General features: G+C 63.9%; 22 protein-coding genes, 1 pseudogene and 1 riboswitch. Of the genes and pseudogenes, 16 read left to right on the forward strand and 7 right to left on the reverse strand.

Translation table 11 applies throughout. The features are described from left to right. Positions 1-197 precede the first annotated feature (197 nt). The gene (locus tag ACI3KQ_RS07735; RefSeq protein WP_404956343.1) at positions 198-2,810 is read left to right on the forward strand and encodes a molybdopterin-dependent oxidoreductase; all 2,613 of its coding nucleotides are present in this window, start codon (positions 198-200) and stop codon (positions 2,808-2,810) included. Further along, entirely contained in the window at positions 2,797-3,579 is a 783-nt protein-coding gene (cobA, locus tag ACI3KQ_RS07740) for a uroporphyrinogen-III C-methyltransferase (protein WP_404956345.1), read from the forward strand. Before ACI3KQ_RS07735 ends, cobA begins: the two co-directional genes overlap by 14 nt. A gap of 199 nt (positions 3,580-3,778) precedes the next feature. Here the strand turns inward: cobA and ACI3KQ_RS07745 are convergent, their stop codons facing one another. Then, positions 3,779-4,312 (reverse strand): molybdenum cofactor guanylyltransferase, encoded by a 534-nt coding sequence (locus ACI3KQ_RS07745; protein WP_404956347.1) that lies wholly within the window; start codon positions 4,310-4,312, stop codon positions 3,779-3,781. Between the two features lie 22 nt (positions 4,313-4,334). Next, a riboswitch (cobalamin riboswitch) is annotated at positions 4,335-4,602 on the forward strand. A gap of 167 nt (positions 4,603-4,769) precedes the next feature. On the opposite strand from ACI3KQ_RS07745, the gene ACI3KQ_RS07750 reads away from it, so the two are divergent. Next, complete coding sequence (locus ACI3KQ_RS07750; protein ID WP_404956539.1) at positions 4,770-6,629, forward strand: TonB-dependent receptor plug domain-containing protein; 1,860 nt, start codon at positions 4,770-4,772, stop codon at positions 6,627-6,629. A 36-nt stretch (positions 6,630-6,665) separates the two neighbouring features. Here the strand turns inward: ACI3KQ_RS07750 and ACI3KQ_RS07755 are convergent, their stop codons facing one another. After that, a complete protein-coding gene (locus tag ACI3KQ_RS07755) occupies positions 6,666-7,481 on the reverse strand; it encodes an ABC transporter substrate-binding protein (RefSeq protein WP_404956349.1) in 816 nt (271 codons plus the stop codon). 131 nt (positions 7,482-7,612) lie between these two features. Between ACI3KQ_RS07755 and ACI3KQ_RS07760 the strand changes: the two genes are divergently transcribed. Both ACI3KQ_RS07760 and ACI3KQ_RS07765 read left to right on the forward strand, forming a co-directional pair. Continuing rightward, positions 7,613-8,608 (forward strand): FecCD family ABC transporter permease, encoded by a 996-nt coding sequence (locus ACI3KQ_RS07760; protein ID WP_404956351.1) that lies wholly within the window; start codon positions 7,613-7,615, stop codon positions 8,606-8,608. Continuing rightward, the gene (locus tag ACI3KQ_RS07765) at positions 8,602-9,381 is read left to right on the forward strand and encodes an ABC transporter ATP-binding protein (RefSeq protein WP_404956353.1); all 780 of its coding nucleotides are present in this window, start codon (positions 8,602-8,604) and stop codon (positions 9,379-9,381) included. The genes ACI3KQ_RS07760 and ACI3KQ_RS07765 overlap by 7 nt, the downstream gene beginning before the upstream one ends. An 80-nt stretch (positions 9,382-9,461) precedes the next feature. On the opposite strand, the gene ACI3KQ_RS07770 is transcribed toward ACI3KQ_RS07765, so the two are convergent. Beyond that, complete coding sequence (locus ACI3KQ_RS07770) at positions 9,462-10,664, reverse strand: penicillin-binding protein activator (RefSeq protein ID WP_404956355.1); 1,203 nt, start codon at positions 10,662-10,664, stop codon at positions 9,462-9,464. Between the two features lie 11 nt (positions 10,665-10,675). On the opposite strand from ACI3KQ_RS07770, the gene rsmI reads away from it, so the two are divergent. The 4 genes from rsmI (at position 10,676) to ACI3KQ_RS07790 (ending at position 13,715) form a co-directional block, all read left to right on the forward strand. After that, on the forward strand, positions 10,676-11,518 hold the full coding sequence (gene rsmI, locus ACI3KQ_RS07775) for a 16S rRNA (cytidine(1402)-2'-O)-methyltransferase (protein ID WP_404956357.1): 843 nt from the start codon (positions 10,676-10,678) through the stop codon (positions 11,516-11,518). Then, the gene (locus tag ACI3KQ_RS07780) at positions 11,515-11,868 is read left to right on the forward strand and encodes a YraN family protein (protein WP_404956359.1); all 354 of its coding nucleotides are present in this window, start codon (positions 11,515-11,517) and stop codon (positions 11,866-11,868) included. Before rsmI ends, ACI3KQ_RS07780 begins: the two co-directional genes overlap by 4 nt. 103 nt (positions 11,869-11,971) lie before the next feature. Then, complete coding sequence (gene gshB / locus ACI3KQ_RS07785) at positions 11,972-12,946, forward strand: glutathione synthase (RefSeq protein ID WP_404956361.1); 975 nt, start codon at positions 11,972-11,974, stop codon at positions 12,944-12,946. 106 nt (positions 12,947-13,052) lie between these two features. Continuing rightward, positions 13,053-13,715: a DedA family protein gene (locus tag ACI3KQ_RS07790; RefSeq protein WP_404956363.1), complete on the forward strand. Its 663-nt coding sequence runs from the start codon at positions 13,053-13,055 to the stop codon at positions 13,713-13,715. 11 nt (positions 13,716-13,726) lie between these two features. On the opposite strand, the gene ACI3KQ_RS07795 is transcribed toward ACI3KQ_RS07790, so the two are convergent. Further along, positions 13,727-13,933, reverse strand: a complete 207-nt coding sequence (locus ACI3KQ_RS07795; RefSeq protein WP_404956365.1) for a hypothetical protein — start codon at positions 13,931-13,933, stop codon at positions 13,727-13,729. Between the two features lie 106 nt (positions 13,934-14,039). Between ACI3KQ_RS07795 and ACI3KQ_RS07800 the strand changes: the two are divergent. Next, positions 14,040-14,231: pseudogene (locus ACI3KQ_RS07800) on the forward strand (DedA family protein); the annotation flags it as partial. 22 nt (positions 14,232-14,253) lie between these two features. Here ACI3KQ_RS07800 and ACI3KQ_RS07805 read toward each other — a convergent pair. After that, positions 14,254-15,150: a tyrosine recombinase XerC gene (locus tag ACI3KQ_RS07805; RefSeq protein WP_404956367.1), complete on the reverse strand. Its 897-nt coding sequence runs from the start codon at positions 15,148-15,150 to the stop codon at positions 14,254-14,256. Between the two features lie 88 nt (positions 15,151-15,238). Between ACI3KQ_RS07805 and ACI3KQ_RS07810 the strand changes: the two genes are divergently transcribed. The 5 genes from ACI3KQ_RS07810 to ACI3KQ_RS07830 all read left to right on the forward strand — a co-directional run bounded on the left by ACI3KQ_RS07810 (position 15,239) and on the right by ACI3KQ_RS07830 (position 19,753). Further along, positions 15,239-16,117: an MBL fold metallo-hydrolase gene (locus tag ACI3KQ_RS07810; RefSeq protein WP_404956368.1), complete on the forward strand. Its 879-nt coding sequence runs from the start codon at positions 15,239-15,241 to the stop codon at positions 16,115-16,117. After that, a complete protein-coding gene (locus ACI3KQ_RS07815; RefSeq protein WP_404956370.1) occupies positions 16,102-16,821 on the forward strand; it encodes a DUF4230 domain-containing protein in 720 nt (239 codons plus the stop codon). The genes ACI3KQ_RS07810 and ACI3KQ_RS07815 overlap by 16 nt, the downstream gene beginning before the upstream one ends. A gap of 36 nt (positions 16,822-16,857) precedes the next feature. Further along, positions 16,858-17,844, forward strand: a complete 987-nt coding sequence (gene nadA, locus ACI3KQ_RS07820) for a quinolinate synthase NadA (protein WP_404956372.1) — start codon at positions 16,858-16,860, stop codon at positions 17,842-17,844. A 124-nt stretch (positions 17,845-17,968) separates the two neighbouring features. Further along, positions 17,969-18,817, forward strand: coding sequence for a carboxylating nicotinate-nucleotide diphosphorylase (gene nadC / locus ACI3KQ_RS07825; RefSeq protein ID WP_404956374.1), 849 nt, complete (start codon positions 17,969-17,971; stop codon positions 18,815-18,817). Between the two features lie 90 nt (positions 18,818-18,907). Then, a complete protein-coding gene (locus ACI3KQ_RS07830) occupies positions 18,908-19,753 on the forward strand; it encodes a ribonuclease T2 (RefSeq protein ID WP_404956376.1) in 846 nt (281 codons plus the stop codon). Here the strand turns inward: ACI3KQ_RS07830 and ACI3KQ_RS07835 are convergent. After that, positions 19,723-20,145 carry a DUF4112 domain-containing protein gene (locus ACI3KQ_RS07835; protein WP_404956378.1) on the reverse strand — a complete coding sequence of 141 codons (423 nt, stop codon included), beginning with the start codon at positions 20,143-20,145 and terminating at the stop codon, positions 19,723-19,725. The genes ACI3KQ_RS07830 and ACI3KQ_RS07835 overlap by 31 nt on opposite strands. Positions 20,146-20,164: 19 nt before the next feature. Continuing rightward, complete coding sequence (locus ACI3KQ_RS07840) at positions 20,165-21,655, reverse strand: ABC transporter substrate-binding protein (protein ID WP_404956541.1); 1,491 nt, start codon at positions 21,653-21,655, stop codon at positions 20,165-20,167. Between the two features lie 179 nt (positions 21,656-21,834). Between ACI3KQ_RS07840 and ACI3KQ_RS07845 the strand changes: the two genes are divergently transcribed. Beyond that, complete coding sequence (locus ACI3KQ_RS07845; RefSeq protein ID WP_404956379.1) at positions 21,835-22,773, forward strand: right-handed parallel beta-helix repeat-containing protein; 939 nt, start codon at positions 21,835-21,837, stop codon at positions 22,771-22,773. The last annotated feature ends 31 nt before the right edge of the window (positions 22,774-22,804 follow it).

The raw sequence follows: 22,804 nt of genomic DNA on the forward strand, positions 1-22,804 counted from the left end.
TCCCCAGCCATAAAGGCGGGGACCCGGGTGGGGGTGTCTTGTTGGCCATCCCTTGCGGCAAGCGCCTCCACCCAATTCCATTCAGAGCATGTCCTGTGCGAGACGGATCGTGTTCCTGCGAAGGCAGGAACCCAGTTCGAACGGCAGGACTGGACTCCTGCTTTCGCAGGAGCACTTCTTAAAGAGAAGGGCATCACATGACAGAGGCCATCCGCACCACTTGCGCCTATTGCGGCGTCGGTTGCGGCATCTCGGCCACGCCGACCGGACCCCGGTCGGTCACGATCAAGGGCGATGAGCAGCACCCGGCGAACGGTGGCCGCCTCTGCTCCAAGGGCACGCATCTGGGCGAGACCGTCGGGCTGACCGGCCGCCTGCTGCACCCCATGATCGGCAACAAGCGCGCCAGCTGGGACAAGTCGCTGGACCTCGTCGCGAAGAAGTTCCGCGATACCGTCGATCGCTACGGCCCCGACAGCGTGGCATTCTATGTCTCGGGCCAGTTGCTGACCGAAGATTATTATGTCGCCAACAAGCTGATGAAGGGCTTCATCGGCACGGCGAACATCGACACCAACAGTCGCCTCTGCATGTCGAGCGCGGTCGCCGGGCATAACCGGGCCTTTGGCGAGGACATCGTGCCCGCCAGCTATGACGATCTGGACGAAGCGGACCTGATCGTCCTTATCGGCTCCAACACCGCATGGTGTCACCCGATCGTCTATCAGCGCATTCAGGCCGCCCGCGCGGCGCGCGGCACCAAGCTGGTCGTTATTGACCCGCGCCGCACCGAAACCTGCGAAGGCGCGGACCTGCACTTGCCGGTGAAGCCCGGCACCGACGTTGCCCTGATGAACGGCCTGCTGGCATGGTGCGATCAGGAAGGCGTCACCGACCCCGCGTTCATCGCCGACCATCTCAATGCCCCCGAAGGTTTTTGGGAGCATATCCGCACCGGCCATGATCTCTGGACCACGGCAAAGACCTGCGACATCGCGCCCACGCTGCTGGAACAATTCTACAAGCTGTTCGCCGCGACCCCGCGCGCCGTCACTTTGTTCAGCCAGGGCATCAACCAGTCGATCCGCGGCACCGATCAGGTCAACGCGATCATCAACGTCCACCTCGCTACCGGCCGCATCGGCAAGCCGGGCGCTGCGCCTTTCTCCATCACCGGGCAGCCCAACGCGATGGGCGGCCGCGAAGTCGGCGGCCTTGCCTCGACGCTGGCGGCACATATGGACTTTGCGCCTGAAAATGTGGAGCGGGTCGGCCGCTTCTGGGCCGCGCCCACCATGGCGACCAAGCCGGGCCTGAAAGCCGTGGACCTGTTCCGCGCCATCAACGAAGGCCGGATCAAGGCGCTCTGGGTGATGGCGACCAACCCTGCCGTCTCGCTGCCCGACGCCAACCGCGTCCGCGAGGCACTGGAGGCCGTTCCCTTCCTCGTCGTGTCGGACATCATCGCCGACACCGACACCAGCGTCCATGCCGATGTCCGCCTGCCCGCCGCCGGATGGGGCGAGAAGGACGGCACCGTCACCAATAGCGACCGCACCGTCAGCCGCCAGCGTCCGTTTCTGGCGCTGCCCGGTGAGGCGAAGCCCGACTGGTGGATCGTCAAGGAAGTCGCCCGCCGCATGGGCTGGCGCAACGCCTTCGCCTATGACCGGCCCGCCGACATCTGGCGCGAACATGCCCGCCTGACCGCTTATCAGAATGACGGCGCGCGGCTCCTCAACCTGCGCGCGCAGGCGACCATCGGGAATGACGCCTATGAGGCGATGGAACCCTTCCGCTGGGGCGGCGACAAGCCCTTCGCGGATGGTCGCTTCTCCACCCCTGATGGCAAGGCGCGGCTGGTGCTGACAAAGCAGATGGATCTTCAGCAGCCGCTCCAACAGTGGCCGATGACGCTCAACACCGGCCGTTATCGCGACCAATGGCACACGATGACGCGCACCGGCCTTTCGGCGAAGCTCGCCCGTCATCGCGAGGAGCCGCTGGTCGATATCCACCCGCAGGATGCCGAGGAGCTTGGCATTTGCGACGGCGATCTGGCGCGCGTCCAGACCGCGCAGGGCAACAGCATCTTCCGCGTGAGCCTGAACGAAGGCCAGCGGGTCGGCGAAATTTTCACCCCGATCCACTGGACCGATCAGGTCTCGACCGGCGGCCGCACCGGCCTGCTGCCCCGTCCGCTCGTCGATCCCCATTCCGGTCAGCCGGGCTTCAAATCGACGCCCGCCAGCATCGAGAAGGTCGCGACCGAGTGGAAGGGCTTCCTCATCCTGCGCGGTGAGCAGCCCGCCAAGGTTCCCTGCCTGTGGGCGACAAAGGTCACCGTGCCGGGCGGCGCGCTCTACGAAGTCGCGGGCAATGGCGATCCCGCCCGCCTCGAAGCCTGCCTGCCCAAAGGCGACCGTGTCGAAGCCGTCGACATGTCGCGCGGCACCCGCCGCGTCGCGATCATCAAGGAGGGCAAGCTGGCAGGCGTCCTCTTCGTCACCCGCACCGGCCTGCTCCCCTCGCGCGACTGGCTTATCGGCCAGCTTGAAGCCGAAGAGGTGGGGGCGTCCGTTCTCGCGGCGCGCGGCCCCGGCAGCCAGCCCGACAAGGGGCCGACCATCTGCGTCTGCTTCGACATCGGCCTCAACCAGATCGTCGCCGCCATCCGCGACCAGAGCCTGGTCGACGTGCCCGCCATCGGTAAGGCGATCGGCGCTGGCACCAATTGCGGGTCCTGCCGCCCCGCGCTCGCCAACATCCTCGCCCAAATCCCGCAGGAGACGCTCCATGCAGCCGAATGAGTTGATCGCCCCTGGTGAAGTCTGGCTGGTCGGCGCAGGGCCGGGCGACCCGGACCTGCTCACCCGGAAGGCCGAAAAGCTGATCGCTGCGGCCGAGATCGTCTTTTATGATGCGCTGGTCGGCCCCGGCGTCCTCGACTTGATCCCGGCTGGTGTCGAGCGGGTCAGCGTCGGCAAGCGTTCCGGCCGCCACAGCAAGGCGCAGGAAAGCATCAATGACCTCCTCCTCGCCGCCGCAAAGGCAGGCAAGCGCGTCGTTCGCCTGAAAGGTGGCGATCCATCGGTTTTCGGCCGCTCGTCCGAGGAGATGGAGCATCTGGCCGCAGACGGCATCCGGTTCCACATCTGCCCCGGCATCACCACCGCCAGCGCGGCGGCGGCAAGCGGCAACGCTTCGCTCACCCTGCGCGGGAAGGCGCGCGGCCTGACACTGGTGACCGCGCATCTGAAAGCTGGTGAGCCGCTAAAGCTCGACTGGGAAACGCTCGCCCGTCCCGGCGGCACGCTCGGCATCTATATGGGCCGCGCCGCTGCTGGCGAGATCAGCCGCCAATTGATCGGCGCCGGGCGCGATCCCGAAACGCCGGTGATGGTGGCGGTCAATGTATCGCTGCCCACCGAACGCCTGATCCGGGGCAAGCTGTCGGCGCTTGCCTTCCTGGTGGCCACGATCAGCGATGAAGATCCGACTCTGCTTCTGATTGGTGAAGCGGTGGCGGGCACGGCCATGCCTGTGGAGACCGCCACGAGCGTCGTCCTACAGGTTTGAACTTGCCCTCCACATCTTTGCCTTGAGCCTGTCGATGCCCCTGCCTTAGTTGGAAGGAAGGTAAGGGGTATCGGCAGGTTCAGACCGGTGGAGCCCGTGGGTTTGCTGTTCTGATGATGTAACTAGGTGTTCCTGCGAAGGCAGGAGCCCATTTGCGCCGTTAGAACTGGGCTCCTGCTTTCGCAGGAGCACGGAGTGGCTAGTTCTTTGGCAATCCCGCAATATCCTGCGGTCGATTGATATTCGGCAGGACGATGTCCGCCCGCTTCACGATCCGCGCGCCGATCCGCTCCAGCCAGCCATATATCGACCGGCTATTCTCCTCAGCCAGATGCGCGTCCAGTTCATCCGCAAGCCCGGCAGGCCAGAAACCGGCAAGTTGCTGCCCCTTCAACACCGCAGCGCCTTCTCCCGCCAGCGCCTCCACCAGAGCCTTGGGACAGACCGGCATGTCGCACCCCGTCGTCAGCACCGCGTCATAGCCTTCGTCCCGCGCATAATGCAGCGCCGCATTCAGCCCGCCCAGCGGCCCCATGTCCGGCGCGGGCCGGTCGGATAGGCTGGTCAGCCCCTCGACCGCCCGTCCGCAGACCACCACCGCCTCCACATGGGGGGCAATCGCCGCCACCGCATGGTCGATCAGCATGCGCCCATCCGGCATCAGCGCCATGGCCTTGTCGCTCCCAAACCGGCTGGATCGCCCTCCGGCCAGCACCGCGCCCAGCAATCGCATTATCCACTCCTTGGCAGAACCCTCAACTTCCCCTATGGCGCGCGGCGTGAGTGGGCAACTGTTCACGAAGATCGCGCTGGAAAGGGAATGCGGTGTGGACGGTTCATCCGTCCAAATCCGCAGCTGCCCCTGCAACTGTAAGCGGCGAGCGCGATGCACAGGGGAACCCGCGACCTTCAATAAGGGGGAGGCGAGGGCGACCGGCCACTGGGCGTGAAAGTCCGGGAAGGCCCGTGCATCGCCGCGACGACCCGCGAGCCAGGAAACCTGCCGGCGCATGGTCGCTCTTGCCTTGGGTCCAGGGATCGGCCCAGGCACGGTTTTCCGTCTGAGCGACGAAGCGGCGCAGGGCCGCATCGGTGCGCGTGACGGGGCTGGCGTCTCTCTTTTCCGCGCACTGGCCGCTTATGCGGAGGCCCTGGGCTCATGTCGCATGACGCTCAGGGAAGACAAGAACATGATCAGGACCGGAATTTCACTGCTGGCGCTGCTCGCCGCCACCCCAGCGCTTGCCGAAGACGCTGACGAAATCGTCGTCACCGCGCTGGGCATTGCGCAGCCGACCGACGAAGTCGGGCAGGCGGTGACGGTGATCGACGAAAAGACGATCGAAACGCGCCAGAATGTCAGCGTTGTCGATCTGCTGATGACAACGCCGGGTGTTCGCTTCAATCGCACGGGCAGCCTGGGCAATGTCACCAGCGTGTCGCTGCGTGGCGCGGAAACGACGCAGACCCTGGTGTTGATCGACGGTGTGAAGGTCAACGACCCCAGCGGCATTGGCGATCAATATGATTTCGGCAATCTGCTGGTCGGCAACATCCGGCGGATCGAAGTGCTGCGCGGTTCCAATTCCATCGCCTATGGCAGCCAGGCGATCGGCGGCGTCGTCAACATCATGACCGGCATTCCAGGCGAAGGCTTTGGCGGCAAGGCATCGGTCGACTATGGCTATGCCGATACGCTGAATGCCAAGGCGGATGTGTCGGGCGCCAGCGGCATCCTGTCGGGCGGCGTGGGTGTTGCCTATTTCCGCACCGACGGCATTTCCGCCGTTGCTCCCGATTTCGGCGGCTCGGAAAAGGATGGCTATGAAAATATCACCGGCAATGCCCGGCTGAAGATCGCCTTTACCGATGATGTGAGCCTGGACCTGCGCGGCTATTATATTCACGGCGATCTTGACTATGACAGCTTCTTCGGCGCGCCGACCGATAGCCCCGATGCTGCCAGGTCCAGCCAATATATCGGCTATGCCGGTCTTAACTTCGCGCTGTTCGATGGCAAGCTGACCAACAGGGCAGCCGTGACCTGGTATCAGCAGGACCGCGACTATTATTTCCTGCGCGGCAACGCCCCGGACTTTGGTTATTCGGGTACGAACCTGCGTTTTGAATATGAGAGCGTCTATCAGCCCATCGATGAAGTGAAGCTGCTGCTGGGCTATGAGCATGAACGGCCTGATTATGAGTTTTTCGGTTTTGGTTCGCGGGAAAGCCATCGCGCCAACATCGACAGCGTTTATGCCCTGGCCATCGTGAAGCCGGTCGAAGGGTTGTCCATGACCGCAGGCGTGCGGCAGGACGATCATAGCCAGTTCGGCGGCGCCACGACTTTTGGCGCGAACGCCAACTACACCCCAAATGGTGGCGCGACCAATTTTCGCATGAGCTATGGCGAAGGGTTCAAGGCGCCGTCGCTCTATCAGCTTTACGACACGTTCAGCGGCAATCCGAACCTGAAACCGGAACGTTCGAAAAGCTACGACATCGGCATCGACCAGAATCTGGGGAGTGACCGAGCGGTGCTGTCGGTCACTGGCTTCTGGCGCGACACGCGGGACCAGCTGAATTACGACAATACAACTTTCACTTACGGCAATCTGGATCGTACCCGCGCCAAGGGTGTGGAAACGACGCTGACGCTGCGGCCCGTCGATGCGCTGACCTTCACCGCCGCCTACAGCTATGTCGATGCGCGGGACCGTTCGCCGGGCAGCGCGACCCGTGGCGAGCGTCTGCTGCGCCGTGCTGCCAACGCCGTCAGCACATCGGTCGACTATGTCTGGTCCTTTGGCCTTTCGACTGGCGCTACCGTGACGATGGTCAGCGATAGCGTCGACCTGGATCCAGTCACGCGCAACCGGATCCAGATCGACGGCTATGCAGTCGCCGACATTCGCGCGTCTTTCCCGATCACCGACAATCTGGAAATCTATGGCCGCATCGACAATCTGTTCGATCAGGAATACGCCACCGCCTATGGTTATGGCACCTACGGCCGGTCGGCCTATGGCGGCGTGCGTGTCCGCTTCTGAACTATGGCAAGAGGGGCGGGCGTGAGTGTTTGCCCCTCAGCGCTTCGGCGCAGCATCCGCCTGCGCCACGATGCTGCGCGCGGCCTGCACATAGGCGGGACCGCCGCATACCGTCCAGGATTGCGGTACGCGGATGCGGGGGATGGATCGCAGTACGGGATGGTGCAGCATCTCCGTCCCCTGATCGACGATCGCCTCGCTGCCTTCTTCCACGATCAGATAGTCGGGCCTGGCCGCGATCATCTGTTCCAGCGGCACTTGCGCCAGCGCGGGCTTGCCAAGTTTCGCCGCGAGGTTGACCAATCCCGCCCGCCGCATCAGTTCATCGACCAGCGTGCCGGTGCCGGTCATATAGCCGCGCCGTTGATAATAGGCCGCCACGCCGCCGCGCTTTGGCCGGGGCAGGGCGGCAAGGTCGCGCTCCATGCCCGCGATCAGCGCCTCGCCGCGCGCGGGATGGCCCACGATGGCGGCCACCTGCCGGATTTGGGTGCGGATGGCGGCGAAACTGTCGGCGCTCGCCAACCCCAGCTTGCGCCATCTGCCATCCGGCGCGCCGACCACGCCGCCTGCACCATCGGGAAAGCCGATCACCAGGTCAGGCCTCAACGCCAGCACTTCTTCGGCAGGGCGCTTCAGCACAGGAAAGCGCCGCGCCTTGGCCACCGCCGCCGACAATTCCGGGTCATGCCCATAGGGACTGAGCGCGGCGATCTGCCCCGGATCGGCGAGCGCCAGCACATATTGGTCGGCACAGGTGTTGAGCGACACGATCCGCCGTGGCGGCGCGGGCGCGGGCGCGGCGGCGGTCAGGCTGAACGCCAGCAGTGCCGCGATGATCTTTCTGCGCATCAAATCGCCTCCTGGACGTTCAGTGCTCCTGCGAAGGCAGGAGCCCAGTTAAGACCGTCTGGACTGGGCTCCTGCCTTCGCAGGAGCACGGAGGTGACCTGCTCTACCGGGCAGCAGCAGAGAAGCAAGCCATGAGCGCGCGCCGCCACCCGATGCTCCTGCCGCTTTTGATCGCGCTGACACTGCTTGCGGCGTTGGGATCGCTGACGCTGGGCGCGGTTGCGCTCTCTCCCGCTCGCATCCTCGCCGTGCTGACTGGCGGTGGTGATGAGGTCGCGCGCGCCATCCTTGTCGACCTGCGCATGCCGCGCATGCTGCTCGGCCTGATCGTCGGCGCGATGCTGGGCCTCGCCGGGGCGGCGCTTCAAGGTTATCTCCGCAATCCGCTTGCTGAACCTTCCGTCCTTGGCGCGTCGAATGCCGCTGCGTTGGGGGCGGTCTGTGCGCTTTATTTCGGGTTGGCGCAGATTCATCCCGCGATCCTGCCGGTCCTTGCCATCGGCACCAGCCTGATCGCCATCGCCGCGCTGTTCCTGTTGGCGGGGCCTTCGGAAAGTCCGCTGACCCTGATTCTGGCGGGCATCGCCGTTGCGACATTGACCGGGGCGGGGATCAGCCTGTCGCTCAACCTTTCGCCCAATCCCTTCGCCGCCATGGAGATCATGAGCTGGCTGATGGGCAGCCTGGAAAACCGCAGCTACGCCCATGTCTGGATCGCGCTGCCCTGCGTCGTCATCGGCGGAGCATTGTTGATCGCGGATGGGCGGAGCCTTGACGCGCTGACCTTGGGGGAGGAAGGCGCGCAGGCGCTGGGCGTCGACCTTGCCAAGGCGCGGCTGCGCATGATGTTGGGCGTCGCCATCGGGGTGGGCGGAGCGGTGGCCGTGTCGGGAGCGATCGGCTTCGTCGGCCTGATCGTGCCCCATCTCGTCCGGCCGCTGACGGATCGGTCGCCCTCGGCCGTCCTGCTGCCTTCGTTGCTGGGCGGCGCGGCGTTGTTGACGCTGGCGGACATTGGCGTGCGGATGATCCCCACCAGTAGCGAGTTGAAGCTGGGCGTCCTGACCGCGTTGCTCGGCGTGCCGGTCTTCCTGGTTCATCTGATGCGGGAGCGGCGGCTATGGTGACCATCCGTACCGAAGGCCTGTCCGTGCGCCTTGGCCGTCATCTCGCTGTCACGGGCGTGACCACGGCGCTGGAGCCGGGGCAGTTGGTCGGCATCATCGGTCCCAATGGCGCTGGCAAATCCACGCTGATCCGTGCCCTGCTGGGCCTTGTCCGCGCGGAAAGCGGTGCGGTCGCTATCGATGGAAGTCCCATCGCCAGCCTTAGCCGGAAGGATGTAGCGCGCCGTGTCGCCTATCTGCCGCAGGGCCAGACGCTGCACTGGCCGTTGCTGGTCGAACGGTTGGTTGCGCTGGGCCGGATGCCGCATCTGGGGCCGCTGTCCCGGCTGTCGGATCAGGATGAGGCGATTGTCGACGCCGCGCTCACCCGCGCCGATGTGCTGCATTTGAAGGGCCGGATCGCCACTGAATTGTCGGGGGGCGAGCGGGCGCGCGTCCTGCTAGCCCGCGCGTTGGCGGTGGGCGCGCCTGCGCTGATCGCCGACGAGCCGCTGGCGGCGCTTGATCCGGGACATCAGCTGGACGTGATGGACTTGCTCAAGGCCGAAGCGCGGGCAGGGTCGCTGGTGGTGACCGTCCTGCATGATCTGGGCATGGCGGCACGATATTGCGACCGGCTGCTGCTGATGGAGAAGGGGCGGTTGGTCGCTGATGGCAAGCCGATGGCGGTGCTGACCGAACAGAGCCTTGCCGAGGTTTACGGCATATCGGCCTGTATTGAGCCGGATGGCGAATGGCCCCTGATCCTGCCTACGGGGCGGATCAGAGGCTGATCGCCTGCCGAAGGGCTCCGCTTCTCTTCAAGAACGAGAAATGGGCCTCGACAGGCTCAGGGCGAACGGAAAGAGCTAGGCTATTCCGCAAAAGCCTTCGGAGCGGCTGCTACCACAGTGTAAGTTCCGGCGCTTACCTCAGACACTTCCAGCGCGCGTTCGGCGATGCCGTTGCGACCGAAACGGAAAGCGCCGTCGATCCCGGAAAAGCCGCCCGCATCGCGAAGCCTGGCGGCGGGGAAAGTTGTTCCCGGCTTCCAGTCGCGCGCGATCCGCACGGTCAGCAGCACGGCGTCATAGCCCAATGCCGACAGGCGGAAGGGCGCGCTGCCGTAGCGTGCGCGATATTTGCCTGCCAACTGGCCATATAGCCCGTCGGAAACACTGGCGAACCATGCGCCACGCAATGCCGGGGTGGAGGCCAGGCCCCTGTCCGTATTCCACAATTCGGTGCCCAGCAGGCGCGCGGTTGCTCCGCCATTTTTACGTACGATCGGGGCCAGTTGCATCGCGACCCGGCCGCTGTCGGCGATCAGCAGCGCGTCATAACTGGATGATGCCTGCAATTTCTTGACCGCTGCCGTCATTGAAGCAGGCGTTCGGTCGAATGTCTGCATCGACACGACGGTTCCGCCTTCTGCCTCCACCGCGCGGAGCAGGGATGTGCCCGACCGTTCGCCGTAGACACCCTTGGGGATCAGTGCGGCGAATTTTGACAGGCCCTTGGCTTTGGCGAATTCAACTACCCGATCAATCGACTGGTTGGGGTTGTAGCCCATGATGTAAACGCCGTCCCCAGCGACGCTGATATCATTGGAAAAGCTGATGACCGGCACTTTCGCCCGCGCCGCGATAGGCCCGACGATTCGCGCATCCTCCGCCAGCAAAGGCCCCAGGATCAGGCGATTGCCTTCCGCCAGCGCCTTGTTCGCCGCAGCCGCCGCCCCCATGCTGGTGTCATAGGTGGTGATGCGCACCTTGTCCGCCTTGGTATCCAGCAGCGCCAGCGTGGTGGCGTTGGCGATCGATTGACCAACGCCGGCATTGGGACCGGTCATCGGCACCAGCAGCGCAACGCGATGGCGCAGCGTGTCGGTGGGCAGGCCCTGCGTTACGTCGGGACCGCTGGGAACAGGCTCCGTCGGGCGCACCGGGCCGGGCCCGCGGGGGACGATCGACTGACAAGCGGCGACCAGCAATGCGCTGGTGGCGAACAGGATACGCGCACCGCGCTTCATTGCAGCGAACATGTCCGCTTGCCGGAGGGTATCCGTCTCTGTCATCTGGCGTCCTTATGGAAACTTCAACTTCTGGGCTTGAGCCAGGGCTTTACATCGTAGCGGGGCCGATCGGCAACCTTGCAGACCTTAGCCCGCGCGGGGCCGATGTCCTGCGCCGCGCCGATGTGATCGCCGTGGAAGATACACGGGTGAGCGCACGATTGCTGCGTCATGCCGGGTCGGACCGGCCGATGGTCCCCTATCATGACCATAGCGCCGAAGCCGTACGCGCCCGCCTGATCGAGCGGATGGCGAGCGAATCGGTCGCCCTGTTGTCCGATGCCGGAACGCCGCTGATCTCCGACCCTGGTTACAAGCTCGTCCGCGATGCCCGCGCCGCCGGGCGAAACATCACGACGCTGCCTGGCCCCAGCGCCGCAATCGCTGCGCTGACCCTGTCAGGGCTTCCCACCGACCGATTTCTGTTCATGGGCTTTTTGCCCGTGAAGCAGAAGGCGCGTGCCGATACGCTGGCTGAAGTCGTCGCGTTGCGCGCCACGCTGGTTTTCTACGAAAGCGGTCCGCGCCTGTCGGAAAGCCTGGCCGCCATGGCGGAGCATCTGGGCGACCGCGACGCTGCCGTGTCCCGCGAAATCAGCAAGACGTTCGAAGAAACCCGTACTGGCACGCTCACCGAACTGTCCGCCCGCTATGCCGACGCCCCGCCCAAGGGAGAAATAGTCGTCATCGTCGGCCCGCCCGGCGAAGCCCCGCCCGCCAGCGCCGAAGATGCCGACGCCGCCCTGATCGAAGCGATGGAGCGGCTACCCGTTTCCAAGGCGGCGGGGGAGGTCGCCAAGAAGCTCGGCCTTGACCGTCGCGCGCTGTATGACCGCGCCCTGGAACTAAAGGGATGAAGCGGCAGCAGGCGGAAAGGCGGGGCCGTCAGGCGGAGCGCATCGCCGGATGGTGGTTGCGGCTCAAGGGCTGGCGCATCGTTGGCCGCCGCCTGCGCACGCCGGCGGGGGAGGTAGACCTGGTTGCCCGGCGGGGCGCGATGCTGGCCTTTGTCGAGGTGAAGGCGCGCGCCACTGCCGCAGACCTCGACCTGGCCATCGACGAACGTCGGCTTTCGCGCGTCGCATCAGCCGCCGAAATCCTGTTCCACGACCTGGCGCAGCCGGGCGATGACATGCGGATCGACGTGATCCTTCTTGCGCCGGGGCGTCCGCCACGCCATCTGGCGAATGTCTGGCATGGGAGCTGAGCCGCTCTCGTCCGTTCGCCCTGAGCTTGTCGAAGGGCTTCACTTCTCGTCAAGAAAGGGAGGGGCTTCGACAGGCTCAGCCCGAACGGAGACATAAAAGCAGATGACCCAACTCAACCCTCTCACCGTCGCCGTGCAGATGGACCCGATGGAAGGGATCAACATCAAGGGCGATTCCACCTTTCACATCATGCTGGCCGGGCAGGCGAGGGGGCATCGCCTCTACCATTATCTCGCGCCCGACCTCACCTATCGCGACGGGCGGGTGCTGGCGATGGCGCGCCCCGTGAAGGTGCAGAAGGTGGAGGGCGGCCATTTCGCCCTTGGCGAGCCTGAGCTGCTGGACCTGGGCCGTGAGGTCGATGTCGTCCTGATGCGTCAGGACCCACCCTTTGACCTGAGCTACATCACTGCCACCCATTTGCTGGAACGGGTGCAGGAAGAAACGCTGGTGGTGAACGATCCCGCATCCGTCCGTAACGCCCCTGAAAAGCTGTTCGTGCTGGACTATGCGCGCTTCATGCCGCCGACGATGATCACGCGCGACCTGGCCGAAGTGCGCAGCTTCCTGGCCGAACATGGCGAGATCGTCGTCAAGCCGCTGTATGGCAATGCGGGCAATGCTGTCTTTCATGTGGGGCAGTCTGGCGCGAACCTGTCGGCTCTGGTGGAACTGTTCAACGCTTCATGGGTCGAGCCGTTCATGGTTCAGGCCTTCATCCCCGGCGTCGCGCAAGGCGACAAGCGCATCGTCCTGATCGACGGCGAAGTGGCGGGCGCGATCAACCGCATTCCCGGCGCGGGCGAAATCCGTTCGAATCTGGCTGTTGGCGGGTCGGCTGCCCGCACGGAACTTACGGACCGGGAGCTGGAAATCTGCGCCGCGATGGGGCCGGAATTGAAGCGCCGGGGTCTGTTGTTCGTCGGCATCGACGTTATCGGTGGAGAATGGCTGACTGAAATCAATGTGACTTCGCCCACCGGGATCGTTTCGATCGATGCCTTTAACGGCACCGATACCGGCGGCATGATCTGGGACGCCATCGACGCGCGCCTGGCCGCTCGGGTGGCTGCCTGATCAGAATGGCGCAGCGTGCTCCTGCGAAGGCAGGAGCCCAGGCCCACCGGTCGAACTGGGCTCCTGCCTTCGCAGGAGCCCGGAACGATGCCGGGCGGCCTGTCGCATGACGGACTGGGTCCTGAACCTCATCGACGCAGGCGGCTATTGGGGCATTTTTGCCCTGATGATCCTGGAAAATGTCTTCCCCCCGATCCCGTCCGAACTGATCATGGGCATAGGCGGTATCCGGGTCGGGCAGGGCCGCATGGCGATGGAATGGCTGCTCGTCGCGGGCACGCTGGGCACAACCGTGGGCAATTATTTCTGGTATCTGGTCGGGCACATATTGGGCTTCGCCCGGCTGAAGCCATTGGTGGACCGTTATGGTCGCTGGGCTACGCTGGAGTGGCGGGACGTTGAGGCGCTGGATCATATATTCGGCAAATATGGCCAGATCGTCGTGTTCGTGTTCCGGTTCCTGCCCGCATTTCGCACCATGATCTCGCTGCCTGCGGGCCTGTTCCGCATGGGCCATGTCAAATTCCAAGCCCGAACAGATGTAAAAGGGAAAATCCTCCATATCCTCAATACGCACGGGCGCTTTCTTGCTTTCACAGCAGCAGGCGCGCTCATCTGGAACATCATTCTCGCATATGCGGGTTATTTCCTCGGTCAGCAATTCAACGAGGAGATCGACAAATATCTGGGGCCAGCAGCGACAGTCTGTTTCGTCGGTATTGCGATCCTTTATTTGTATCGACTCATTACATGGAAGCCGCGCGGATAGAATTGGTAGCGTTATCGATCGGCAAATAAGCCGTAGCGAATTGCCTCTTCAATTTCGGCGGCAGAATACTGTGGGTAATGGACGAAGATGCACTTAATCGCTTCCCTATCTACGGGTGATCCACCTGATGGCCGCTTGGTGATCTCGTGCCAGAAGGCTTTTGCGTGATCTCTGGAAAGCGTTCCGACAATTCGGCGGCCTTCATCATAGATACCCATTAAATTAGCTTTCTCGTATACTTCATCGTTTTACCATTATGGCGCGGTGAGCGCGTCTATGCCAACCCAAGACACCGAAGGCTTCCTTGTTAACCATATTTTCGTCCATGCTCGCTTCCTGGCCTGGACGGCGGGCGGCGCGCTGATCTGGAATATCATATTGGCCTATGCTGGATATTTTCTGGGCCAGAATTTCAGCGAGATCGACAAATATGTCGGGCCTGCCGCCACCGCCTGCGTGGTGGGCGCAATTGGGCTTTACCTGTGGCGACTGGCGACCTGGAAGCCGCGCGGCTGACTTTCCTGTCCGTCGGAAAGGGTCAGGCCCGTGGATGGGCGTTCCTGTACACATCCAGAAGGTGCGCGGCATCCACCTGCGTGTAAATCTGGGTAGACGACAGGCTGGCGTGCCCCAGCAATTCCTGCAGCGATCTCAAGTCGGCTCCGCGTCCCAGCAGATGCGTTGCGAAGCTGTGGCGCAGGGCATGGGGCGTGGTCCGGTCTGATAGCCCCAGCCGCCCACGCGCGCCCTGCACCGCGCGCCGGATGATCGCCGCCGACAGCGGCCCGCCGCGCGCGCCCCGGAACAGCGTTTCATCCCGCGCCATCGGATAAGGACAAGCCGCCACATAGGCTTCGATTGCGGCGCGCACCTGTGGCAGCAATGGCACGATTCGCGTCTTGCCGCGCTTGCCAGTTACGCGCAACGTGTCGCCCAGCGGCAGCACATCGCCCATCAAACCCATTGCCTCGCCGATGCGCAGCCCAGCGCCATAAAGCAGCAGCAGGACCGCCCAGTCGCGCGCGCCGATCCATCCTTCGCGCGCTGTTTCAGCGATCTCTCCCGCCAGAGCCAGGGCTTCATCGGGCGATACGGGCCGGGGTAGGCCGCGCTTCACCTTTGGTCCTTTCAGCAGCGGCACCCGCGCATCATCGCCGCCGGTGAACTGCAGGAACCCGCGGATCGCCGACAATTCCCGCGCCGCCGATCCATTGCCGATCCCGTCCATCCGCCGCACCGAAAGGAATGCGCGCAGATCCGCCTGATCGACCGTGGCAAGTCCCGCCGCCGTCACGGCTTCCCCGCGATGCTCCGTCAGGAAAGCGATCAGCCGTTCTGCCGTCGCCATATAGGCGCGCACCGTATGCGTTGACCGCCGCCGGTCCAGCGCCAGATGCTGCCGCCATGCTTCCACCAGGTCATTGGACGCGCTCATGGCCGACAGCTTAGGCCAGCGCTGGCCCAAACGGAATCCCTGAACCGCCGGGCCTTGAAAATCCCGGCCAGATGGGCACATGGAGCACATGGCAACCGCTCATGACCTGGCCGACATGCCCACCGGCACGCTGCTGCAGATATCGCCGCGCATCGGTCGCGTCCTGGCGCCCAATCCGTCACACTTTACCTATACGGGGACGCAGACCTATCTGGTCGGCACGGCAGACCTGGCAGTGATAGATCCTGGCCCGCAGGATGAGGATCATCTTGCGGCGCTGGTGGCGGCCATTGGTGACCGTCCCGTCCGCGCGATCCTGTGCACCCACACCCATCGCGACCACAGCCCGGCTGCCCGACCGCTATCGCTGCGGACAGGAGCGCCGGTCATCGGCTGCGCGCCCCTGATGCTGGAAGATGACGGTCCGCGCGCGGACGCCGCATTCGACCCATCCTACGATCCCGATCGCATTCTGGCCGATGGGGAACAGGTGGCAGGCGTAGACTGGACGCTGGAGGCTGTCACGACCCCCGGCCACACGTCCAACCATCTTTGCTTTGCCCTGTTGCAGGAAAACGCCCTTTTCACGGGCGACCATGTGATGGGTTGGTCGACCAGCGTCATCTCTCCGCCTGATGGCGACATGGCGGATTATATGCGGTCGATGCAGCGGTTGCTGGATCGAGACGACGCGGTCTATTATCCTGCTCATGGCGCGCCGGTGCCCAACCCCCGCCGTTTGGTGCGGGGGATGATGGGCCATCGCAAGCAGCGCGAAGGACAGATCATACGCTTTCTTGAGCGCAACGGTGTTTCGGAAATTCCCGCCATGGTGGCGGAAATGTACAAGGGGGTCGACCCGCGCCTTCACCCGGCGGCGGGAAGGTCGGTCCTTGCCCACCTAATTGACCTGGACGGCAGGGGCGTCGCCGCGGTGACGGAGGACGGGCGATGGCGGCTGCGTTGAAAAGGGGCTGGACACCCTTGGTTGCCGCCTTGTTGATTATGAGTGTGGGCGGCGCAATGCTGGTTGGCTGGCGTCATTATGATCGCGACTATGTGGTCAGCGTCGAGGATGACGGGTCCGCCGTCACAAAGGTCGTCGCCGAACGCTTCGCGGGGGCGTCCAGCCTGAAGGTTTCGGAAATGTCGGGCACGATCCAGAGCACTGCGCAGGACGTACGCGGCTTTGGCGTCCTGAAGTCGGATCAAGTCGTCAAGATGCCGTTTTCGGTGGACTATTTCATCGATGTCAGCCGCATTGGCGCGGACGACCTGGAATGGAATGCCGATAGCCGCACGCTGATCGTCAACGCACCGGACGTGAAGGCCGCAAAGCCCAATGTCGATGAGGCCGGGCGGACACTTGTGCGCACCAATGGCCTGTTCGTCACGCGTCAGGCGGGAGAGGAACTGAGCCGCAGCGTATCCGCGCATGCGCAGCGCCGCGCCGAGCAGGAAGCCCGATCGCCCGCCCGCATGGCCCGCGCCCGTGAGTTCGGTCGTGCGGCGCTGGCCAAGTTGATGACGGCGCCCCTGGAAGCGGCCGGGCAGGGTGGTGCGCGGGTGATCGTCACCTTCCCGGCGGAGCGGGCGGGTGACAATCGTGAACAATGGGACGTAACGACCCCGATCAATGAGGTACTGGCCAACCGCCGCGCCGACCGCTAGGTCCGCGCTCGACAAGGCCCGTGAGGAGTTAGGGACATGAACGCCATCACTGGAATCCCACAGGGAACCGACCTGCGCGCGGAAATCGACCGGCTGCGCAAGGAACGCAACGCCGTCATCCTTGGCCATTATTACCAGAAGCCGGAAATTCAGGATTTGTCGGATTTCGTGGGCGACTCCCTTGAGCTATCGCGCAAGGCGGCGGAGACCGATGCGGAGGTCATCGCTTTCTGCGGCGTGCGGTTCATGGCCGAGACCGCGAAGATATTGAGCCCGGAAAAGATCGTTGTGCTGCCCGACATGGACGCAGGCTGCTCGCTGGAGGATAGCTGTCCTCCAGCCCAGTTCAAGGCGTTCCGTGAGGCGCATCCCGATCATATTGCGCTCAGCTACATCAACTGTTCGGCGGAGGTGAAGGCGCTGTCCGATATCATCGTCACCAGCTCTTCGGCGGAAATGATCCTGAGCCAGATCCCGCGCGACCAAAAGATCATCTTTGGTCCCGACAAGCATCTGGGCGGCTATCTGAAGCGCAAGTTCAACCGCGACATGCTGCTATGGCCTGGCGTCTGCATCGTGCATGAGGCGTTCAGCGAGACGGAGTTGCTGAAGCTGAAGGCCCAGCATCCCGACGCGCCCATCGCCGCGCATCCTGAATGCCCGCCCTATATCGTCGATCATGCCGACTATGTCGGGTCGACCAGCGGCATCCTGCAATATGCCAGGACGATGCCTGGCGACACATTGATCGTCGCGACCGAGCCGCACATCATTCACCAGATGCGCAAGTCGGTGCCGGACAAGAATTTCATCGGCGCGCCCGGAGCGGACGGCAACTGCAACTGCAACATCTGCCCCTATATGGCGCTCAATACGATGGAAAAGCTGTATTTGTCGCTCCGCGATCTGCAGCCGCGCATCGAGATGGAGGAAGGGCTGCGCCTTGCCGCGAAGAAGAGCCTCGACCGGATGCTGGAGATGGCGAGCGGTACGGTGGGCAAGGGCGACGTGGGCAATCGCTGATCCGCCTTGAGCTACAGCTAAAGACGTTCGGGCTGAGCTTTCGAAGTTCCTTCCTTCGTAAAGAAGCAGGACCCTTCGACAGGCTCAGGGCGAGCGGATGTTCAATATGGATGCCGAGGGACCCATGACCTTTACCTTGCCTGGCTTCGACCTTGACGCCTTCATCGCCTCAACGCTTGCCGAAGACCTTGGCCCCGATGGTCGCGATGTCACCAGTGAGGCGGTGATCCCGGCTGACGCGATTTTTGAGGGGGTGATGGACAGCCGCGACGCGGTGACGCTGGCGGGACTTCCCATCGCCGCAGCCTTCTTCCGCGCGCTTGACCCGGATGTGGAGATTACGCTGTTGAAACAGGACGGCGAAAGCGTCGCTCCCGCCACCGACATCATGCGCATCCAGGGCAAGGCGCGCGCCATGCTGACGGCGGAGCGGTCCGCGCTCAATACGGTCCAGCACCTGACAGGCATCGCCACAATGACCCGCGCCTATGTCGATGCGATCATGGGCACGGGTGCGACCCTGCTCGATACGCGCAAGACCATACCTGGCCTGCGCGTGCTGGAAAAATATGCGACGCGGCAGGGCGGTGCGACCAATCATCGCATGGGCCTATGGGATGCGGCGATGATCAAGGACAATCATGTTGCGGTCGCAGGCTCCGTCGAGGAAGCCGTGCGCCGCGCCACCGCCGCTGGCATCAAGAGCATCATCGTAGAAGTGGATCGCGTCGACCAGATCGAACCTGCGCTTGCCGCCGGAGCCACTCATTTGCTGCTGGACAATATGGACGCGCCCACCCTGCGCGGCGCGGTTGCGCTGGTCGGGGGTCGGGCGCCGACTGAAGCGTCAGGTGGCGTCACGCTCCAGACCATCCGAGCCAAGGCCGAAACCGGCGTCACCTATATCAGCGTCGGTCGGTTGACCCAGTCGGCGCCCGCTGCGGACATCGGCCTGGACTTCGCCTTTGCGTGAAGGCAGTTGCTGGTGGCATCAAGCATGATGTGCAGGATTCCCGCCACATTGGGGGCTGGGCTCCTGCCTTTGTAGGAGCGCCGATCGGATTTGCGTGGGATAGACCTCAAATGGCTGGTGGCTCTTTTGATGCTGAGCAGCCCTGTTCCGGTGCTGGCGCAGGCGGCCTATTGCTCGGTTCCCAGTCAACCGCCGCGCCCCCGGCCTGAATTGCCGTCCCGCAGCGAGCCGCGCCGGATGTTGCCCGCCGCCGGTTATACGCTCGCGCTCAGCTGGTCGCCGCAATATTGCGCGACAGCAGGTGGAGCGGACAGCGCCTTTCAGTGCAGTGGCCGCAATGGTCAGTTCGGTTTCGTGCTGCACGGCCTTTGGCCCGAAGGCGCAGGGCGGGACTGGCCGCAATATTGCCGCCCGGCCCAGCTACTGCCGCGCGCGGTCATCCGTCAGAATCTTTGCACGACCCCTTCGGTCCAGTTGCTCCAGCACGAGTGGGCAAAGCATGGGACCTGCATGACGACGCGGCCCGAACTCTATTTCAATCTGGGGCGCGCCTTTCATGAGGCGGTCCGTTATCCGAACATGACGGTGTTGGCCCGCCGACAAGGCCTGACCGCAGGACAGTTGGCCGCGGAATTCGCCCGCCTCAATAAAGGGCTGAAGCCTCACATGATCCGGGTGAAGACCGCGCGCGGCGGCTGGCTGAGCGAGGTGAGGCTCTGCATGGATCGGGCGATGGACTATGCCCGTTGCCCCAGTAGTCAGCGCGGCGCACCGGACGGCGCGCGCCTGCGCATTCAGCCGGGACCCAATATATTGCCGGCAAAAAGGCGCGCCGCACCGTCGCCCCGACCGGCGTTGAAGCTGGATCTTGATCCCAAGCCCCGGCTCCGGCAAATTAGCGACCGCTATCCGTCAATCGTCGCAGTCGATGGGTGATGCCGGTCCAGATGTTTGAGGATGATCCGCAGGTTTTTGGTGTTGGATTTGTAGAGGAAATCGAAAATATCCCCGGCGAATGGGATCGCGCCCACCAGCGTATCGACGCCGACATTGGCGGCCATGCGCGTCAGCTGCCATTTCGACATGCCCAGGTTCCGCGCTTCCCATATGATCCATCCGCCCATCGCCGCCGTGGCAAAGTCGCCGATGATCGGGATCAGGCCCACCAGACTGTCCAGGCCTACGCGCCGGTTGGTGCCGGGAATGACGAACAGTCCTTCCAGCATGGCTTCCATCGCTTCGATCCTCCGCCGGATCGACGCGGGGTCGCGGCCAAAGCCGGGCAGGTCGCGCACCATGCGGTCGAACTGATCTTGCGATAATGACATCAATGTTCCTCCTGCCGCCTTAATTGGGGCTGGGGAACAGGTGGTTCAATGGGTGACGGGCACGGGGCGACGGCATGAATCCGGTGAGCCGCCGCGTCACCAGCGACCAGCGCACCGGCGCGCCCAATGCGATGTAACCATTATGCGCCTGCATCATCGCTTCGGCCTGCGCCACCCGCGCCATGCGTTCGGCGGCGCTGGTCGCCAGGCCTGCCGCCTGTAACTGTGCGTCCGCTTGGGCAGAACAATGCACTTTCCGCGCGCAGCCGATCCGGCCAAGATACCATAGGGCGCTATCATAAGCCGCTACCTCATCCACCAGCCGCAGGTCGGCGTCATCCTTCAGGCCCACTCGTTCGGCACCCAGCCCAATCAGCCCAAGGTTATGGCGGATCAGCGCGAATAGCGTCGTTGCGCCGGGTCCCTTTGGCAGGGCGACCTTGAGCATAGGTGGGTCGCCATTTTCACTGCGCCATCGTGCTACCGCGGCCCGCCCCTGCGCCCGCCTGTCCTCCAGCGACAGTTGCGCCCAGGCCGGACGGGCAGGCGGCGCGGGAAGGTCCATCTGCGCTGGAACAATCTGTTCGGTGACGGCCCACCCGCCCAGCGGAAACAGGTTGGGCAACTGGCTGCGATCGATCGTCATGTTGATCGCCTGCCTTACATCGTCATCGTCGAGCAGTTTGCCCTTTCCAGTTACCGCCAACCCCAGCAACCCCTGGACTGGATCGATTCGAACGGCGTCCTTGTCGACGCCGGCGGGTAGCAGCAACGGAAGGTCGGCGAATCGTCCGCCCAGCACCATAGCCGTCATATTCTCACGAAAGCGGATGATGGCCATTTCCGCCCGTTCCGCCCGCACTATGCGGGTTCGCCAGGGGGCGGGCGCCCCTTCCTCCTCTTCGTCATCGGATGTCGGATCGACCGGCTTCAGCAACAGCGCCTTGCCCCAGGATGTCGCGGCATATGGTCCGGTTCCGCCTTCCCGTGACAGGATGGCCATTTGCGGCTGGGCCAGCATCTGTAGCAAATAAGGGCGCGGCGCGGTCAAGCGGATCTCGATCACCTCGCCGGTCATTGGGACCACCGCCTCCACCACATCCAGCGGTCCTTCGGGGTCCAGCCGTCGCAGCGTATCGATGCGCGCGCTCAGCAATCGTGCCACCTCGCTGGCGGTCACCTTGTCGCCATCCGGCCAGACCGCGCGGCGCAGGCGGAAGATATAGCTGCGACCGTCATCCTCAACGATCCAGCGCTGCGCCAGCGCGGGCAATATGTCGCCGCTCGCGTCGAAAGCCACCAGTCCCTGCGCCGTCGATTCCAGCATCAGTTTCGCCGCCGGTGCGGGCAAATGATCCAGTGGCTTGGCCAGTTCCGTTCGCGCGCCGATGACGCTGACGATCACAGGCCCGCTCGCCTTTTGCGAGCATGACCCCAGCATCACTGCGCCCAACGCCATAGCGCCCGCCATCAGGCAGGTCAGGATCGGACGGGCTGGGGAAGCAGGCATGGTCATGGCGAGCATCAGGAGTAACCCGGCTGCGCGTCGCCGCCAACCCAATGCCGCGCGCTTATCTGTCGCATCGCTTCTTTCATAACGGCCCTCGAACTTGTCCCATCCCGGAACAGCATTTTGTTAACCACGAGTTCGCATTGGCCCGGTCGATATGCGCGCCTATGCCGCCTGCCATGCGTATATTGTCCACGACCCTGCTCGTCTTCGCCGCCGTCGGTGCTACCGCTCTGGCGCAAGGCCGACCGACCCCGTTTACCGTGGAGGAAAGCGGTCAGGGCTATGCCTCGCTGAAGGATGCGGTCGCGGCGATTGGTGGAGGGCGGGGGACCGTGCTGATCGCGCCCGGCACCTATGCCCAGTGCGCCGTGCAGGACGCTGGGGAGGTTTCCTTTCGCGCGCGCACGCCCGGAACCGTCATACTGGACGGCATGCCGTGCGAGGGTAAGGCAGCTCTGGTCCTGCGCGGCCGATCGACCAGCGTCGATGGCATTGTCTTTCAGAATCTGCGCGTTCCCGATGGCAACGGGGCGGGTATCAGGCTGGAAAGCGGCAACCTGACCGTCACCAACAGCATGTTCCGTAACAGCGAAGAAGGCATATTGAGCGGCGACGCGCCGCAGGGCAGTGTCACCATCGACCGTTCGACCTTCCGCCATCTGGGCCGCTGCGACCGCGATCTGGACTGCGCACATGGCGTCTATATCGGTCGCTATGGCAGCCTGACCGTGACTCGTTCGCGGTTCGATCAGGGCGATGGCGGGCATTATCTGAAGACCCGCACGGCCCGCGTGACCATCACCGGCAACAGCTTCGATGACAGCGCCGGTCGCTTGACCAACTATATGATTGACCTGTCCAATGGCGCCAGTGGCGAAATCAGCCGCAACGAAATGGTGCAGGGCAAGGACAAGGATAATCACAGCGCGTTCATCACCGTCGCCCCGGAAGGACGGGAAAATGACAGCAGCGGTCTGTCGATCCTGAATAACAGCGCTTCCTTTGTTCCCGGTCTGCAGCGCAACAGCAGCTTTGTCGCCAATTTCACCGACGACGCGGTGCGGATTGGAGCCAACCGCCTGGCCAGTGGTGTCAAGCTGACGGATCGCCGCTGAACAGCGGCTGATCATTCGGGTCAGGCTTGCG

This window comes from Sphingobium sp. ZW T5_29, from assembly GCF_044987515.1.
Classification (GTDB): Bacteria; Pseudomonadota; Alphaproteobacteria; order Sphingomonadales; family Sphingomonadaceae; genus Sphingobium.

What these genes read in the sequence shown, in the direction of transcription:
- ACI3KQ_RS07845 (WP_404956379.1), top strand. Translation starts at nt 21,835, where the DNA reads ATGCGTATATTGTCCACGACCCTGCTCGTCTTCGCCGCCGTCGGTGCT.
- cobA (WP_404956345.1), top strand. Translation starts at nt 2,797, where the DNA reads ATGCAGCCGAATGAGTTGATCGCCCCTGGTGAAGTCTGGCTGGTCGGC.
- ACI3KQ_RS07840 (WP_404956541.1), bottom strand. Translation starts at nt 21,655, where the DNA reads ATGCCTGCTTCCCCAGCCCGTCCGATCCTGACCTGCCTGATGGCGGGC.
- gshB (WP_404956361.1), top strand. Translation starts at nt 11,972, where the DNA reads ATGACCCAACTCAACCCTCTCACCGTCGCCGTGCAGATGGACCCGATG.
- ACI3KQ_RS07815 (WP_404956370.1), top strand. Translation starts at nt 16,102, where the DNA reads ATGGCGGCTGCGTTGAAAAGGGGCTGGACACCCTTGGTTGCCGCCTTG.
- ACI3KQ_RS07755 (WP_404956349.1), bottom strand. Translation starts at nt 7,481, where the DNA reads ATGCGCAGAAAGATCATCGCGGCACTGCTGGCGTTCAGCCTGACCGCC.
- ACI3KQ_RS07765 (WP_404956353.1), top strand. Translation starts at nt 8,602, where the DNA reads ATGGTGACCATCCGTACCGAAGGCCTGTCCGTGCGCCTTGGCCGTCAT.
- rsmI (WP_404956357.1), top strand. Translation starts at nt 10,676, where the DNA reads ATGGAAACTTCAACTTCTGGGCTTGAGCCAGGGCTTTACATCGTAGCG.
- ACI3KQ_RS07770 (WP_404956355.1), bottom strand. Translation starts at nt 10,664, where the DNA reads ATGACAGAGACGGATACCCTCCGGCAAGCGGACATGTTCGCTGCAATG.
- ACI3KQ_RS07745 (WP_404956347.1), bottom strand. Translation starts at nt 4,312, where the DNA reads ATGCGATTGCTGGGCGCGGTGCTGGCCGGAGGGCGATCCAGCCGGTTT.
- ACI3KQ_RS07735 (WP_404956343.1), top strand. Translation starts at nt 198, where the DNA reads ATGACAGAGGCCATCCGCACCACTTGCGCCTATTGCGGCGTCGGTTGC.
- nadC (WP_404956374.1), top strand. Translation starts at nt 17,969, where the DNA reads ATGACCTTTACCTTGCCTGGCTTCGACCTTGACGCCTTCATCGCCTCA.
- ACI3KQ_RS07805 (WP_404956367.1), bottom strand. Translation starts at nt 15,150, where the DNA reads ATGAGCGCGTCCAATGACCTGGTGGAAGCATGGCGGCAGCATCTGGCG.
- ACI3KQ_RS07750 (WP_404956539.1), top strand. Translation starts at nt 4,770, where the DNA reads ATGATCAGGACCGGAATTTCACTGCTGGCGCTGCTCGCCGCCACCCCA.
- ACI3KQ_RS07780 (WP_404956359.1), top strand. Translation starts at nt 11,515, where the DNA reads ATGAAGCGGCAGCAGGCGGAAAGGCGGGGCCGTCAGGCGGAGCGCATC.
- ACI3KQ_RS07795 (WP_404956365.1), bottom strand. Translation starts at nt 13,933, where the DNA reads ATGGGTATCTATGATGAAGGCCGCCGAATTGTCGGAACGCTTTCCAGA.
- ACI3KQ_RS07810 (WP_404956368.1), top strand. Translation starts at nt 15,239, where the DNA reads ATGGCAACCGCTCATGACCTGGCCGACATGCCCACCGGCACGCTGCTG.
- ACI3KQ_RS07835 (WP_404956378.1), bottom strand. Translation starts at nt 20,145, where the DNA reads ATGTCATTATCGCAAGATCAGTTCGACCGCATGGTGCGCGACCTGCCC.
- ACI3KQ_RS07790 (WP_404956363.1), top strand. Translation starts at nt 13,053, where the DNA reads ATGACGGACTGGGTCCTGAACCTCATCGACGCAGGCGGCTATTGGGGC.
- nadA (WP_404956372.1), top strand. Translation starts at nt 16,858, where the DNA reads ATGAACGCCATCACTGGAATCCCACAGGGAACCGACCTGCGCGCGGAA.
- ACI3KQ_RS07760 (WP_404956351.1), top strand. Translation starts at nt 7,613, where the DNA reads ATGAGCGCGCGCCGCCACCCGATGCTCCTGCCGCTTTTGATCGCGCTG.